This is a genomic window from Listeria rocourtiae subsp. hofi (assembly GCF_963575615.1).
Taxonomy (GTDB): domain Bacteria; phylum Bacillota; class Bacilli; order Lactobacillales; family Listeriaceae; genus Listeria_A; species Listeria_A hofi.
On sequence record NZ_CAUYTL010000011.1, the window covers coordinates 64,311 to 79,357 of the forward strand.

Sequence of the window (15,047 nt, forward strand, 5' to 3'; positions counted from 1 at the left end):
AAACGATATACCAATAACATCTAATTCCCGAATTTCACGCATAGAAAACGATGTTATCTTACGCATTCATCATACTAAAAAGAAGTTTTGTGATAGTTACCTAATTATTATGTAATTCTTAAGTTTGCGACAAAACTTTTCACATCGTTCTTACAACATAAACTGTGCTATACTAATGCTAATATCTATCACAAAAAGGAGGAAGAATGATGACCTTATTTTCAACACATTTCGTTTCGGAATCGCTACAATTACGAACTTCTTTGCAAATTTTCCTGCCTGATCGAATTGACGAGGAAAAACCGATGCGATTACTATACTTATTGCATGGTTTATCAGATGATGACACAGCTTGGCTTACCAACACATCGCTCGTTCGCTATGCCGAAAACCGTAATATTGCCATTGTGATGCCGCAAGTTCATCGCAGTTTTTATACAAATATGGAGACAGGAAATCAATACTGGACTTTTTTGAGTGCAGAATTACCGAGCCTCGTGCATCGCTGGCTTAAACTACCTACCGAATCTGAGAATACCTATGTCGCAGGACTGTCAATGGGAGGTTACGGTGCTTTCAAATGGGCGCTACATTATCCTGAAAAATTCGCAGGAATGGCGTCCCTCTCTGGTGCGCTTGACATCGTGGCTTTGCGGGAAGTACGACCAGAAGGAGAAGCGGAAATGATAGCGACATTTGGCCCGATTGAGAAACATCGTGGTTCTGCGAATGATTTGCTCGCTTTATTAGACAATGTCACAATTAAGCCACGCGTTTTACAGCTATGTGGCACAGAAGATTTCCTGTATAGTAATAACCTAGGTTTTAAATCGCGCATCGAACAAGCCAATTTTCCTTACACATATCAAGAATCTCCGGGAGAGCATAACTGGGAATATTGGGATTACGGTATTCAAGTCGTACTCGATTGGATAGATCAAAAAGGAGATTTCACATGACAGAGACACGAAAAAATGCGCGTATCTTGTTCGTACTCAGCGCTATAACAGCGATTGGTTTCATCGTGATGTTAATCGGTGTGACCACAAATGCGAGCTTCATTCAACAATTTGATACGTATTGGATTGATATCATCCGCGTCCACATAACGGCGTCCAAAACAGATTTCATTGCATTTATTACGAAATTTGGAGGCGTTCCTGCTGTTGTCATGATGTCCGTCGTACTCTTGCTCGTTTTTCTGTTTTTAAAACGCTACACGATTGCGATTTGGTTTACTAGTGTCGTTTTAATCGGCGGTGCACTTTTGCCTTGGATTATCAAACAACTAGTTGCCCGCCCACGTCCAAGTGATATGCTAGTCGCACAAGGCGGTTACAGTTTTCCGAGTGGACATGCGACTGGGTCGACAGCATTTTACGGGATGATTGCGGCGCTTCTCATTATTGCTTGCTCAAAAATGTGGCAGCGTCTTGCGATTGGACTTGTCGCCTTGCTCATTATTTTGACGATTATGTATACCCGCGTCTATCTCGGTGTGCATTATCCATCTGATGTCACAGCCGGTTTTCTTCTCGGTAGCACTGCCGTTTTTTCTGGGAGCGCCTTGTTCTTACTTTACAGCCAAAAGTGCCATAACTATCTTATCGCGCATAACTGGAAAGATAACTATCGGCAGAAATAAATTAACAAAAAAACGATTCTGCGACACCCCTTTACTTCGAGGTGCAGCAGAATCGTTTTGATTAGCTGCGTTTATTTCTAGCGCTCTGGATTAAATTCCAAATAACTAATATCAGCACGACAACCAGTAAAATGTTAATCAGTCCCCCAGCAATATGGAAAATGAGTCCCAACACCCAAAAAGCGAGCAGAACAACAATAACTAGCCAAATGATACCAAGCATAAATAACCCTCCTTGCTTTGTGCCATCTATATCTTTACCACACTTGCAAGAGGGCAAACATCCATGTTTTAGAAACTAATCACTATTTTACCTTTGGCATGGTGCGTTTCACTTAAAGCATGCGCATCATAAACACCTCTTGCAGAGAACGGGAATGTAGCTCCGACAACGGCTTTTACTTTGCCAGTCGCCATTAACTCTGCAAAAGCTTGCAATTGTTCCCCATTAGGCGCCAACCAAATGCTTTTAGCAACGACATTTTTTGCTTTTGCTAATGCTTCATCAGGCTCTCCTACAATAGAAATCAAACGCCCTGTATTATCTTTCAAAACGCGGAAACTATCCTTCTGAATATCCCCGCCCATCGTATCAAAGACAACATCTATATCCGTCAAAACTTCCGCGAAATTCGTTGTCTTATAATCAATCACTTCGTCCGCACCAAGCTCTTTCAAGAATACCGCATTCTTCTCACTCGCCGTTGTAATCACATACGCCCCAGCATTTTTTGCTAGCTGAATCGCAAGCGTACCGACACCACCCGCACCTGCATGAATCAAAACTTTTTCACCAGCTTGCAGATTCGCATGATCAAATAATGCTTGCCATGCGGTTAAACCAGCAAGCGGAATCGATGCTGCTTCATCAAATGATACATTATCTGGAATTTTAGCAAGTAAAGGAGCATCAATTAAGGCATATTCCGCATACGTTCCAAATCGCGTCGTTTCAGGACGAGCAAAGACTTTATCTCCGACTTTCCAGCCCTCCACGTCCGCGCCAACCTCTGAAATAATGCCTGCTGCATCCCAACCAAGAATAATTGGAAACGGCCAATCCATCCTTTGTTTTAGATACCCTTCGCGAAGTTTCCAATCAATCGGATTAATCGATGTCGCCTTCATTTCAACAACAACTTGCCCAGCACTTGCTTTTGGCATTGCAACTTCTGCTTCTTTCAATTCCTCTTTACCACCATAATTTTCAATAACAACTGCCTTCATGATTTTGCCTCCTCCTCTAACCTGAAAACAACAATCTTACTCCTTTTCAAAAAATTGGCAAGCTATTTGCTCGGATGTTATAATCTATACAAATAGGGATAGGGGCGTGAAACTAATGATAGCGCAGGATAAAGTATTTATTTCTTTCATTTCAACAATGGGGCGTGTTTTATTAACGGAAAGCGGTGAGGGAACCGTTATGATTGAAGGGCAATTACACCAAGTAGCCAATGCATACGGCTATCACTTAAATGTACTTTGCTTAAGTGACTATTTAGAAATTACAACATCCCGTGACGAAGAGCAAATCGACCACGCGATTATACATGCCATGCCAGGAATTGCTTCATTATCGCGTATATCCTCCGTCAAGACATTAGTACATCAAGTAGACAGCGGCCTTACAATCGAAGAAGCAAATGAAAAATATTGCTACGGCACCTCCAACTTATCCTTCCTGGTTGCGCGTTATCGGAGGCTCCCTTTTCGCTATGGGATTTGCACCACTTGTGTTTGCAACCTGGACTGAGATTTGGATCAGCGGGATTTTAGGGCTGGCTTCCGGATTTATTTGCGTGGCTTTAGAAAAAACGCGCTTCAATATCTTTTTCCCACTGATTGCCTCATTTGTCATTGGAATCCTAACTTTAACCTTTTTCTACGATACCGCAATTAGTTACGGCCCTGTTTTTCTAATGATTCCTGCATTGTTCATCTGCATTCCTGGAGATACGATGTCAGCAGCTGCTGGTGAAATTTTTTACGGTAAGTTAACTGCTGGGTCAGCCCGATTAGCCTATGCCTTTATGTGCTTACTGCAAATGGTGATTGGCATTTTGATAGCTGTGGCTCTAACTAATGCAACCATACGTACATTAAATAAAGGGGATATTATAAATACATTATCCCCTGTTGTTGTCCTATTGTTCATCGTGATTTTTTGCCTTGGGATATGTTTAACATTTAACGTCCCAATTACCTACTTGACGCGATTATCCATTTTCGCAATCCTGACCTATGGCGTCCAAATCGTTGTAAGTCTGGTAACAGATGACTTAACTGGCACCATTATTGCAGCGATCACAGCAGGAGTTTTGGCAAATATTGCCGCAAGATTACCTTCCCAACCGCCACGCGTTGTCCTTTTCATCAGTAGCTTTTTTATCCTAACAGTAGGAGCAAAGGGCATTGAAGGACTTTCCAGCATTATCGGCGGCTACGTTGTCGAAGGAACACGTGAAATTATCTCAATGATTATCCTCTTTCCAACCGTGACTATTGGCATAGCAATCGGCTACTTAATTTCGACACAAAAGAAACAAATACAACAAAAAAATTAAAAATCTGCTTTTATCAGTCGTATAATGATTATATAATAGAAATAGTTCTACAAAACAAGGTAAGAGGAGAGATTTTTAGAAATGAGAAAAGTCATCGGGATATTACTTCTTGGCTCCATTCTACTTTTAGCAGCGTGCGGAAGTAATGAAAAGAACCTAGAGGCTACTAACGAAAAAATGACGCTACAATTAGACGAAAAAAATATAACAGCTAACAAAAATGATATTTTCACAGTGTCAGGAAAAACAACAACTAATGCCACCGTTAGCATCGGCGACGTATCGGTGGATGCAGATAAAAAAGGGAACTTCGAGTTAATGCACGTATACGAAGGCGATAAATCATACAAAGTTGTGGCGAGTAAAAAGGGCTTAAGCGACAAAAGCACTACGATTCATGTGACACAACCTATTGCCGTGAAAGACGCTCAAAAAGAAGCGGAAAAGGCAGCGAAAGAAAAAGTACAAAAAGAAATAGAGGCTAAAGCTAAACCAAATGCGGCAAAAATCTCCTTTGCAATGTTGCAGAAAAACCCAGACAAATACGCGCGAGAAGCCTATTATCTAAAAGGACAAGTCGCAGAAGTGATAGATGATGGCCCAACCGTTTATCTTAAAGTGAATATGACACAAGGTTCTGGCACGTGGAAAGATCTTGTAGCTGTTATCTATACAGGCACAATTGACGTGAAAGAAGGCGATATCGTCGAAGTTTACGGTACAATTTATGGTACGTATGCATATGACGGCCCGAATGGTGCGACAATTACAATGCCGGGAATTACAGCTAGTTCGGTTAATATCGTTCAGTAATGTTAAACAAAGAATTGACACCTTCAAAATCCCTGTGATACAATGTTTAATCACGGGGTGTTAGCTCAGCTGGGAGAGCGCTACGCTGGCAGTGTAGAGGTCAGGGGTTCGATCCCCCTACGCTCCATTTTTGTTCATATTTTGTTCATATTTATTGCTAGTATCTGTTGAAAATGAACACGACAGGTACTTTTTTTTTTGCTACAATGTGCTGAGTAAAGATTACCTAGAAATGGAGTGAAGATACATGAGTGAAGAAAAACTGACAATAGAACAAAAAAGAGCTATTCCGCGACAATTCCATACGAATCTTAATAACAGAGACTTTGATAAGCAGCTGGATTTAGTAACAGAAGATGTTGAATTTCACAAAAACGGTGATATCATAAAGGGCTCCAATAATTTTATCAACGCACTACAAAGCATCATGGATGTATTTGCAGATGCCGTTATAACCGACCATGAAATTTATGCAGATGGGAATGTCGCCGTTGTCAGATACGTGCTATCAGGAACGTTAACTGGTCAACTTACTTTTCCTAATGGTAGTACAGCTCATGCAACAGGAAAACCATTTCAATATAGCAGTGTAGAATTTTTCGAGTTTAATGACGAAGGAAAAGTAATCCAAATTCGCCAAGTTAACGATTCCGGTTTGACTCCGTTAACGGTTGAGGCACAGGTAAAATAACAGTGAAGCAGTAGGCTATTCAGGTCTGCTGTTTTTTTATGCAACTTCAAAAAATGTTGAGATAGACTATGCTCTACCTCAACATTTTTCTCATAGCTATTAAACTAATTTCTTCATTGTAGCCAACAATGTCTTCACATCTCCCACTCGTGTCGCACCAGTTTCTGAATCAACAATTGACGTATACACATGCGGAATAACTTGCTTCACACCTTCATCCAGTGCGATTTTTAAAATGGCTTCGAAGTTGTTTAAATCGATGCCCCCTGTTGGTTCTAGCGCGAAATCAGCCTCTGCACAGACTTTGGCAACGGCACGAAATTCTTGCTCTGTTGAAAGACCCTTCATCGGGAAATACTTGATTGCATTGCCACCCATGTCTTTAATGAGCGCAATTGCCGCTTCGATTGGCACAATTGCTGTTTCTGCTACGCCTGCACTGATTGCCCCTGTAGAAATATTGACATACCCAACTTTTCCGGTTGGCGAAACAAGGCTATTGATCCAACCTGGATTCATATCAAGATTGGCGCGAGTAGCTCCAACCGCTGGAAAAACTTGATTGATGTGGTTTCCTGCGTATTCTTTTGCAATCGCTGCGACAACGCTTGCTTGGCGGGCATCTCCTGCACCGAGCCCCACGGAAACTGCGTCATCGATAGCCGCACCATATTCGCGCATAGCCGCAACGCCAGCTTCCACGGTTGGATAATCCTTAGAAAGAACGCCGACAACGACATGCCCTTCCGCCGCTTCAAAAACTTCTTTGGCGTTCTCCACCGAATTAGCTAATACGTTCAGAACAATGCGATCTTTATAAAAACGGTCTTGTATCGTACTCATTGAACAATTCCTCCTATATTTTCATTTTTGTGCAATAAAACGTTTAATTTCTGTCGCGATAATTTCTGCGTCATCCCCTTGAAGAGACCGCGAATCGATATCGAAAAATCCTTGCGTAGCGCCATAATCTCTCGTATAAATAGCAATTGAGCCTGTTCGAAGTGCTTCAACGAGTTCTACCGCGCTCTTACCAATTTTTGCAGCATCTATTCGAATCCTGGCGCGGAAAATCGGTCGCCCTGCCTCATCTTGTACTTCTGTCACGGTAATTCCAGCGTAATTTGCCAAATCCGAGGTTAAATTTTGCACGACTTTTTTTTGTTTGGCGCTCGTATCTGCTTTATCCCAATATTCTTCGAGAGCTGCAAGCAAGCCAAACGTACTTTCTTTGCCGACTTTCATGCTACGGCCGATACCATGAAGTTGTGTTTTCACCCACGTAACATATTCTTTGCTCCCTGCAACAATACCTGTTGTTGGACCCTCGATAGCCTTAGAGCCACTATATATCGCAAGATCACCTAGTTGGACGTATTTCTTGAGATTACCTTCTGCCGCCGCATCTATAATGAGCGGAATATTGTGCGTCAGGCTAATTTCACGCATTTCCTCAATCGAAAGCATGTTTTTCTGTACCGCATGATGAGATTGTACATACAAAAGTGCCGCCGTTCGTTCATTTATAGCATCAATCACATGATTTTTGCGGCCTTCGTTGGCGTATCCGACTTCCACGCGATGCCCACCGCCAAGCGCTATCATCGTTTCAATCGGCGCGCCGTACTGTACGTTATGCCCTTTTAATAAAATAATCTCATTTCCTACGATTGGCTCTTGATGTAGCTTCATGGAAATGCCTTCATGTCCCCTTGTCACCACCGCAGCAACCGAAAGCGCAATGCCACTCGATGCTGAGTTCACTACGACCGCATCTTCTGCATCCAGCATCTCGGCAATCCGCGCGCCTGCTTTATCGACTAAATCCGCAATTTCAACATAATTTTGACCGCCTAGTTTCATCGCTTCAAAAACCGCATCACTTGGCGCCGAAACACCGAGAATACTCATCCGACCACTTGCGTTGATGACGCGTTTCAAACCGTATTTTTCGTTTACATTTGTCATGCTAAAACTCCTTCACATTTTATAGTGGGAAAAAGACCCCTAGAAGCATCGCGCCGATAATCGCACCACCGGCAATCGGCTTTTTCCAAGCGTAAAAAATCGCTGCGCCAATAATCGAACCAATCCCAACTGGAATCGAAGCTGTACATGCGCTTAAAACAATGAGTGGGCCTAGAAAACGTCCGGATGTATTGCCCGCTCCCATCATCACATCAGCACCAAATGTCGAGTTCGACTGACCTACCGTGAAATGACGAATCCCAATAATAATCGCGCCAACCGCAAGGCCTAGCACCGCACCAGTTAAAAGCGATACCACAAAATTGGTCAATGGCAATGTGATTCCTGCACCAAGCAACAAAGCCGGCACACCAATTCCAATTCCAGTCTGAATTGCGCCACCAATATCTAAAATCCCAACGAGTGAACCTTCCAGAATTCGGGCAAACAGAAAACTGGCGCCAAACGCTGCAGCTGCGCCATATCCGCCACCTTCCATCCCCGCTTTTAGTAAGGCCACAATCGCGACATCATTAAACGCCCCAACGTGATACACATAATACATATGCGTTCCAGCAAAAACGCCCGCCGACAAAATCGCGACAAATATTAAAAAACTCCAATCTGCGTACCAAAAATTCTTTTTATCAATTTCCGTTATATGCTCCATTATACTACACCTCTTGTCCTAATAATCTGTGGAAGTCAAGCAGCCACTCTGGTACTGGCAAATGCATACTCTTAATCAACTCTATATCGAATCCGCGGAAAAACGCACTCAATACGAACAAAATAATAACTGAAATCAATAGCGTTCGCGTTAATTTAGTCCAACCACTATCATCGACACCTTTACCAATCAAAATACCGAGCACAACACCTGGAACCGCATTGCCCATAATAATCTGCGCCAAGCCACCAAAAATCGTCCCCCAAACACCAGCCCGTTTACCTGCATCAAGCGCTGCTAACCAGAAAATAACTGGCATGATTGGATTGATTAAAAGAGTCGCCGCTGGAACAAGAACTTTTTCCGCGATATCTTTTAAAGAACTTGGAATCGCAGCACCAGTGGAATTCAAGAAAGCAACAACGAGTACACCGATTATTGCACCAGCAATCGCCATTTTCTTAGGATTATGTAGCGTATCCTCCACCGTTTTGCCCTTTCGAATGAGTGACGCTGCCGCCCAGTTCGGAATAATCCGATGATCGACGTCTTGCGTGAACGCTCCTGTTGAAACGACTGAAGCCCAAGCATTAAAGAAGAACCCAAGTCCAAATGAGAAATGACTTGCTGCATCTCCCGCACACGCATTTAACTCACCAAGCGTCCGAAATGCACCCATTCCTTGTGTCGTTGGAGCGTGAAACATCCGCGCCGCACCAGCTCCAACCCCGAATCCGACGAGGCCGCCGATGATAACTGATTTAAAAATAATAATTAAAATTTCCATATTCTCAACCTATCCTTTCGCAAATTTTTTCACTAGTTTGTTTTGTGTATGATCTTCTACGGAAAATTGAACTTTTTCAATGTGCATCACGGCTAACTCCAAGGTAATATCCAACTCAACTTCAAATTCATGACGGATGCGAGGAAATAAGAAAAACAGGAATGTTTCTTTATAGCGCTTTTCCTTAGCCTTTAGAACCTTAACTTCTCGCGGCTCAATTCGTAAAATCATCGATTTCGGATATCTCGTCATCACCTGCTTTTGCACTTGACCGAGCGCCGCATTAACCGCATGTTGCTTCGTCTTTCCCTTTCCAGTAATTCGCACGGTTTCTTTCAAATTTTCCTGCATCTTACTTTTTCTCCGCTTCTGCTTGAAAAGCTTTTACTAAACGTTCACCAAGCTCTTCCACGTCCATGAAACCGAAACCAAGAACCGTCTTTCCATTCTGAATCGCCGTCACGCCTTCTTCAATCGAACGCATCCCGTAATGTGCTGGATAACCATATTTTGTCTGCGCTGTCAAAGCCCCTGCGCCACCACTACCACAAAAAGAAATTCCGAAATCCGCGTTATGTTCCTTCATCACATCACCGAGTCGCATATCTGCACCCATTCCCGGTACAACAATCGCCTTCGCTCCAGCTTTTTCTGCCCCAGCCGCCACATTTTGTCCCTTTCCTAACCGATCTGCAATCACCACTGTAATTTGATCCATCTTCATTTCCTCCTCTAATTTAATTTTGCAATTTCAAAATGAGTTGACAATAAGTATTTCTCATCCTCATGAATCCCCGGAACCATCTCACAAATTCGCGCAGCCAAGTAAAGCGATTCCATCGAAACCTCATCAAAAAGTTCCTTATCCTCGATTTTGAGTTCCTCACGTTCCCTGCCTCGCCGTATCATTGCCGAAATATGCGAAGCAAGCCCCAACTCTTGTGCAGATTCCAATGTAATCCCATCAAGCCGAGCCTCCATTTTCGCAGCTTTCATCACCTTTTCAAAAAAAATCGCATCACCACTTCTCTCTGAAATCATTTGCCAATCTGTCTCAAAACTCATGCATTCCAAACCACCCGTCCCGATTTAATCGTCATTTTTGGCACGATAACTTGTGTTGTCTCGCGCACCTCACCATTCGAATCTACAAGCGATATTTTCCGGTTCACCACATCAAAAACCGTCACATCCGCTACTGTTCCCATTTTAAAAGTTCCCTGTTCATAAAGTCCCAGTGCCTTACGCGCCCGACTTGTAACCGTTGCCACAACTTCCTCTAGCGAATAATCCAATTGTAGCAACTTCGTCATCGTCGTCATTAGGCTACCGACCGGTGTTTCTATATTTCGCTCATAAATATCCGTACTTGTCGTAAATGCTGTATCATATTTCCCTTTAAACTGGCGTAACGTCTCATAACTAAAACTAGCCGACCCATGCCCAATATCAAAAAGAACACCGCGCGCCAAAGCCTCTTTCGCTTCTACAATCATTTCTCCATCACTGTCCAATATGCCATGTTGCTTACCATGAAACGCATGCGTCACAATGTCTCCTTTCCGAAGCAATGGAAAAATATCTGGCAAATAAGGTGGTGGATTCCCGATATGAATCATAATCGGTACATCCAGTGCATCCGCCACCAGCCGCGCATGCTGTAATGGTTTAATATCCTGATCCCGCACAACCGAGCCACTCATCCGCGCCTTCAAACCAACCAAATTTGGTTCGGTCGCAAAGGCTACCTGCGCCTCTTCCAAACTCATTAAATCGGCCGGGTCTGCAAGCTCCGAAAGCCCATCACAAAGCCCTTTTCTCGAAATATTCAAAAATGCTAACACCTCCGTATCGTGCGTCTCAATAATCGTTTCCCGAAAGCGTGCCAAATCATCACTCCCCGTACTCCCAGCATCCACAATCGTCGTCACGCCTTGTTGCACACCAACCCGATCCGCATCGATCCCAATAACCGCCCCTTCCTCATATACATGCACATGCATATCGATAAATCCTGGTGCCACGTAACTCCCGCCAACATCAATCACTGTTGCCATCGCACGATCTATCTCATCGATATCAACAAAGTGGCCATCCCGAATCGCAATCTCATCCACTTCCCGCGTCGTATCATCTGGGTTCAGCACTCGCCCATTCCTAATCAGCAACTCCATTTACTACTCATCTCCTATTTAAAATAATGCACAACCGCCTCTAGTTCTGCCTCCTGAAAATATAGCCCACATTGCTCAAAAACCGCCGTCAAACGCTCCTTCAGCTCCATCCGACCACTATCCTCACTCGCCAGTACCAAGTCATACTGCTTATTAAAATAATACCGCTGCACCATCAAAAAAATATGTAACAGCAATCCATTTTCCAATTTCAGATCCACCTCATTCGCCAAAACATCCTTGACTTGTTGGTAAACCTCAAACCCCTTCAAAATAATCTCCTCACTAATTTCCTCATGACTACTCTGCCGCACCAAGTCCACCGTCTCATAATCATCCACCACAGCAGGCATCTCCAGCAAAATTCGCGCCACTTCCTGCCTAATCATCTCCAAATCCGCTTTTTTTGGCAAAGCATCTGTCACAACGACCGGTAAACTCGATTCAATCGGGAAAACACTAATAATCAGCTCAATCGCATGCTTCCGGCACATCTCCTCGACCTCTACAATCGAACAATACGCTACCATTTCCACCTGCCCAATCCCAGCCTCAACACGGTTCTTAATCAAACGCGCTACACCACGGCCAGTCGAACAAACGTAAAGCGTCCTCACTTTTCGCTGGTGCAACTGCTGATTTTCAAGCGACACGAGAAAATGCAACACAATAAAAGAAATAAAAGACTCCTGAATCACCTGCTCATCTGAAATGAACTTTTTACAAGCCTCGTACACATGTCCAAAAAGCGTTGGATACTGTTGCTTAATTTCCGAATTCAGCGGATTGAATTCATTTCCAGACAAACCGCCCTGACCTAGCCGCAACGATAAATGCGCAAACAAATTCGTATACAACTTCTGATCTAGCTCATAATCTACACCTTCGCGTCGCGCCACGAAACCAATCAAGTCCTCCGTCAATTTGGCGATATCCGTCTCCAGCATCCCGCCAGCATGACTCCCCACACAATATCGATACTCTGCCCTTAGCAACGGAAACTCCTTCTGCAAATACACCCGTTGCATAAATCCGATAAAACTTCGCCTTGCATCCGACTTCTCCGCCCCAATATCTAGCACCTGATATCCATCCATCGCATGACCCATCTGCAAACGCTTCAACGAAATTGTCAATCGAACCAAAATAATCATGATATCTAGCTGTTGCCAAATTTCCCGCGACTCATCCTGAAAATAATACGCCAGCGCCGATTCCACCAACTCATATTCCGGCAAAATGCGCCTATCAAACATCGGCTGAAAATTCCGTTCCCGATCCAGCCTCGTAATTCGCGTTGTAATCTTGTAAACCTCATAATTATTCATATTACTCACCAACAAATGCTCCAACAGCGATCGTAATCGCCGTTCCTCACCTAAAATGCGGTAGCCACTACGCTGTTCTCGACTCAGCTTCACATGAAACCGCCCAGCCATCCGCTCAACCTCATTCATATCCGCCAAAATCGTATTCCGACTCACATCAATCTCATCCGCCATTAAAGCCGCCGTCACATAACCTTCACTAAGCAGCAACATCACTAAAATACGTCGCACTCGCATTGACCTACTCGTGTACAACTTCAAATGCTCCGCCTGCGACAACTCATGACGCAACTCCATCAACAAACTCGCATCACACTCCAGCCAATAACCTTTATTCGGCTGCGAAAACAACACCACCTGACGCTCTGAAAACCAGTCTCGAACTCGCTCTAAATCATATTTAATCGTCCGAATACTAACCCCCATCTGGTCCGCCAAATCTCTCGTCCGTACAACCGCCGAAGCACTAAGTAGCTGATTAACAATTTGCAATTCTCTCCGCCCCAACATAATACCTGCCTCCATCTCATGGACTACACTTTCATTATAGAATTAAACCGCTTACTTTTACAGACAAAAAAGATGCCTCTGATTAGTGCAATTCATTTCTTACGTTCCATGTTATCAGATAATCGATGTGGCAGTAAGCATAAAAACACATATCATTCAGAAAATCAAAAAAAGACTTGCAACCAAGTACGATAATTCGCCGAGGTTACAAGTCTTTTTCGCTATTAGTATTTGATTGTATTTGCTAATACTAATGTTCTTTCCATCTTTACAGCCTCCTCGTATATTTACGAAAATTCATTATACCAAAATTAAAAAAAAGCCCCTCATACGAAAGGGAACTGACCCACGTTCATGGGACAACATCAAGAAAGCATCCAATTTGTGGTACTCTCAAAATAAACATCCATTTCATCTCGCCATAGTTACCCTTACGCTTGACGTGCAATATTCATAATCACTATATGTTTTAGCAATCATTTATCATTACCTCCAAAATCATGTGTTATTTTGTAAATCACACGACGTTCTTAAAAGCATCTTGTCTGTTTACCTTATGTCTTTGCCTCTGAATTCTAACACTCGGCTAAAGGCTCCAGATAACACTTCATGAGCTTGCCTAGCAGACATTCCTCCTTTTTATAAAATTGGCTAAGCGTATACATTACCATCACTCCAATTAAAAATAGATTTTTTCTCCATCAATTGTTAAAATACTCTTAGAAGGGATGTGAATATATGGATGCGACAAACTATAATGCAGTGGAGTTTAGACAGAAAGTTCTATCAGATTTAGTAATCAAGACCAGCGACTCGTTGATTTTGATGTGTGCAATATTAATTGCTTCTATTGGATTGAATATGAATTCGATTCCCGTTGTTATTGGTGCTATGCTAATTTCGCCGTTGATGACGCCGATTCTCGGAATCGGCTATGGACTTTCTGTATTTGATTTTCAAATTGTAAAAAAGGCAGCTTTATTGTTATTACTTGAGGTTGTCGTGAGTTTAGTGATTGCCACGCTCTATTTTTCAATCTCTCCGATTACATATGCGAGCAGTGAACTGATTGCTAGGACTTCCCCGACGATTTGGGATGTTGTCATCGCGTTTACTGGTGGCATCGCTGGAATCATTGGCGCAAGAAAAAAAACAAGTACAAATATTGTTCCAGGAGTTGCGATTGCCACCGCTTTGTACGGTAGGCTATTCAATTGCAACGTTGCAATTTTCTTATTTTGTAGGCGCTTCGTATTTATTTATTATTAATAGTGCTTTTATTATGATTGCGACATTCATTGGCATTCGTTTCATGCGTTTTCCGTTACACGTGAGAAAAAGCAGTCAGGAAAACCGAAGATTAAATGTGATACTGTTTACTTTATCATTATTAATCGTTATTCCAAGTATTTTTTCCGCAGTGGCGTTAGTGCAAGAAAGCATTCAAACATCATCTATTAATCAGTTTGTAAATGAGGAATTCCCGGATGACGTGGTGCTAGATCAAGCTTACAACGAAGATACAAAAAAATTAGTTGTAACGATATCAGGTGATTATATGTCTAAGAGTGACATAGCAAATGCTCAAGATAGCTTAGCTGACTATGGACTGGAAGATGTCACGCTAGATATCGATCAAGTTCCAGATTTGAGTGAACTTAATGGCGCAGAACTGAAACAGTATTTGGATAAATATATTTCCAGTCAAGAGGAGAAAAAAAATATAGAAAAGCAGGATGGGGCAGAAAACTAACTTAAAGCGACCTTGTGGCAATTGTCATAAGGTTTTTTCTTGAATTTACACATGATTAATATTCATTGGGAGTGTAAAATAAACTGTGTAAATAATGAATCTTAGTTCATTGTTTATACAGTTTTTCTTTTTTGATACAAT

At 42.6% G+C, this 15,047-nt stretch carries 16 protein-coding genes, 1 tRNA gene and 2 pseudogenes; 8 read left to right on the forward strand and 11 right to left on the reverse strand.

Annotated features, from left to right (window positions below; all coding sequences use genetic code 11):
- Positions 1 to 206: 206 nt before the first annotated feature.
- Together R8925_RS07010 and R8925_RS07015 are read left to right on the forward strand one after the other, a co-directional pair.
- Positions 207 to 959, forward strand: a complete 753-nt coding sequence (locus R8925_RS07010) for an alpha/beta hydrolase (RefSeq protein ID WP_430535174.1) — start codon at positions 207 to 209, stop codon at positions 957 to 959.
- Positions 956 to 1,645 (forward strand): phosphatase PAP2 family protein, encoded by a 690-nt coding sequence (locus tag R8925_RS07015; protein ID WP_430535175.1) that lies wholly within the window; start codon positions 956 to 958, stop codon positions 1,643 to 1,645. The genes R8925_RS07010 and R8925_RS07015 overlap by 4 nt, the downstream gene beginning before the upstream one ends.
- 61 nt (positions 1,646 to 1,706) lie before the next feature.
- Here the strand turns inward: R8925_RS07015 and R8925_RS07020 are convergent, their stop codons facing one another.
- Both R8925_RS07020 and R8925_RS07025 read right to left on the reverse strand, forming a co-directional pair.
- Entirely contained in the window at positions 1,707 to 1,868 is a 162-nt protein-coding gene (locus R8925_RS07020; RefSeq protein ID WP_430535176.1) for a lmo0937 family membrane protein, read from the reverse strand.
- Between the two features lie 68 nt (positions 1,869 to 1,936).
- Entirely contained in the window at positions 1,937 to 2,872 is a 936-nt protein-coding gene (locus R8925_RS07025; RefSeq protein WP_430535177.1) for an NADP-dependent oxidoreductase, read from the reverse strand.
- 199 nt (positions 2,873 to 3,071) lie between these two features.
- Between R8925_RS07025 and R8925_RS07030 the strand changes: the two are divergent.
- The 4 genes and pseudogenes from R8925_RS07030 (at position 3,072) to R8925_RS07045 (ending at position 5,716) form a co-directional block, all read left to right on the forward strand.
- Positions 3,072 to 4,212: pseudogene (locus R8925_RS07030) on the forward strand (threonine/serine exporter family protein).
- A gap of 81 nt (positions 4,213 to 4,293) precedes the next feature.
- Positions 4,294 to 5,025 carry a hypothetical protein gene (locus R8925_RS07035; RefSeq protein WP_430535178.1) on the forward strand — a complete coding sequence of 244 codons (732 nt, stop codon included), beginning with the start codon at positions 4,294 to 4,296 and terminating at the stop codon, positions 5,023 to 5,025.
- 54 nt (positions 5,026 to 5,079) lie between these two features.
- Positions 5,080 to 5,152, forward strand: a tRNA-Ala gene (locus R8925_RS07040).
- Positions 5,153 to 5,272: 120 nt separating this feature from the next.
- Complete coding sequence (locus tag R8925_RS07045) at positions 5,273 to 5,716, forward strand: nuclear transport factor 2 family protein (RefSeq protein WP_430535179.1); 444 nt, start codon at positions 5,273 to 5,275, stop codon at positions 5,714 to 5,716.
- A gap of 99 nt (positions 5,717 to 5,815) precedes the next feature.
- Here the strand turns inward: R8925_RS07045 and dagF are convergent, their stop codons facing one another.
- The 9 genes from dagF to R8925_RS07090 are packed head-to-tail and all read right to left on the reverse strand — an operon-like array spanning position 5,816 to position 13,153.
- Positions 5,816 to 6,559 carry a 2-dehydro-3-deoxy-phosphogluconate aldolase gene (gene dagF, locus R8925_RS07050; RefSeq protein WP_430535180.1) on the reverse strand — a complete coding sequence of 248 codons (744 nt, stop codon included), beginning with the start codon at positions 6,557 to 6,559 and terminating at the stop codon, positions 5,816 to 5,818.
- A 21-nt stretch (positions 6,560 to 6,580) separates the two neighbouring features.
- Entirely contained in the window at positions 6,581 to 7,684 is a 1,104-nt protein-coding gene (locus tag R8925_RS07055) for a DgaE family pyridoxal phosphate-dependent ammonia lyase (protein WP_430535181.1), read from the reverse strand.
- 19 nt (positions 7,685 to 7,703) lie between these two features.
- Complete coding sequence (locus tag R8925_RS07060) at positions 7,704 to 8,354, reverse strand: DUF4310 family protein (protein WP_430535182.1); 651 nt, start codon at positions 8,352 to 8,354, stop codon at positions 7,704 to 7,706.
- 4 nt (positions 8,355 to 8,358) lie between these two features.
- Positions 8,359 to 9,141: a DUF4311 domain-containing protein gene (locus R8925_RS07065; RefSeq protein ID WP_430535183.1), complete on the reverse strand. Its 783-nt coding sequence runs from the start codon at positions 9,139 to 9,141 to the stop codon at positions 8,359 to 8,361.
- A gap of 9 nt (positions 9,142 to 9,150) precedes the next feature.
- A complete protein-coding gene (locus R8925_RS07070) occupies positions 9,151 to 9,492 on the reverse strand; it encodes a DUF4312 family protein (RefSeq protein ID WP_430535184.1) in 342 nt (113 codons plus the stop codon).
- A 1-nt stretch (position 9,493) separates the two neighbouring features.
- A complete protein-coding gene (locus tag R8925_RS07075) occupies positions 9,494 to 9,859 on the reverse strand; it encodes an SFCGS family glycine-rich protein (RefSeq protein ID WP_430535185.1) in 366 nt (121 codons plus the stop codon).
- A 14-nt stretch (positions 9,860 to 9,873) separates the two neighbouring features.
- Positions 9,874 to 10,206: a hypothetical protein gene (locus R8925_RS07080; RefSeq protein ID WP_430535186.1), complete on the reverse strand. Its 333-nt coding sequence runs from the start codon at positions 10,204 to 10,206 to the stop codon at positions 9,874 to 9,876.
- Complete coding sequence (locus tag R8925_RS07085) at positions 10,203 to 11,315, reverse strand: amidohydrolase/deacetylase family metallohydrolase (protein ID WP_430535187.1); 1,113 nt, start codon at positions 11,313 to 11,315, stop codon at positions 10,203 to 10,205. Before R8925_RS07085 ends, R8925_RS07080 begins: the two co-directional genes overlap by 4 nt.
- Before the next feature lie 14 nt (positions 11,316 to 11,329).
- Positions 11,330 to 13,153 (reverse strand): BglG family transcription antiterminator, encoded by a 1,824-nt coding sequence (locus R8925_RS07090; RefSeq protein WP_430535188.1) that lies wholly within the window; start codon positions 13,151 to 13,153, stop codon positions 11,330 to 11,332.
- A 909-nt stretch (positions 13,154 to 14,062) separates the two neighbouring features.
- Between R8925_RS07090 and R8925_RS07095 the strand changes: the two are divergent.
- A pseudogene (locus R8925_RS07095) lies at positions 14,063 to 14,381 on the forward strand (DUF389 domain-containing protein); the annotation flags it as partial.
- A 54-nt stretch (positions 14,382 to 14,435) separates the two neighbouring features.
- Complete coding sequence (locus tag R8925_RS07100; protein ID WP_430535194.1) at positions 14,436 to 14,906, forward strand: hypothetical protein; 471 nt, start codon at positions 14,436 to 14,438, stop codon at positions 14,904 to 14,906.
- The last annotated feature ends 141 nt before the right edge of the window (positions 14,907 to 15,047 follow it).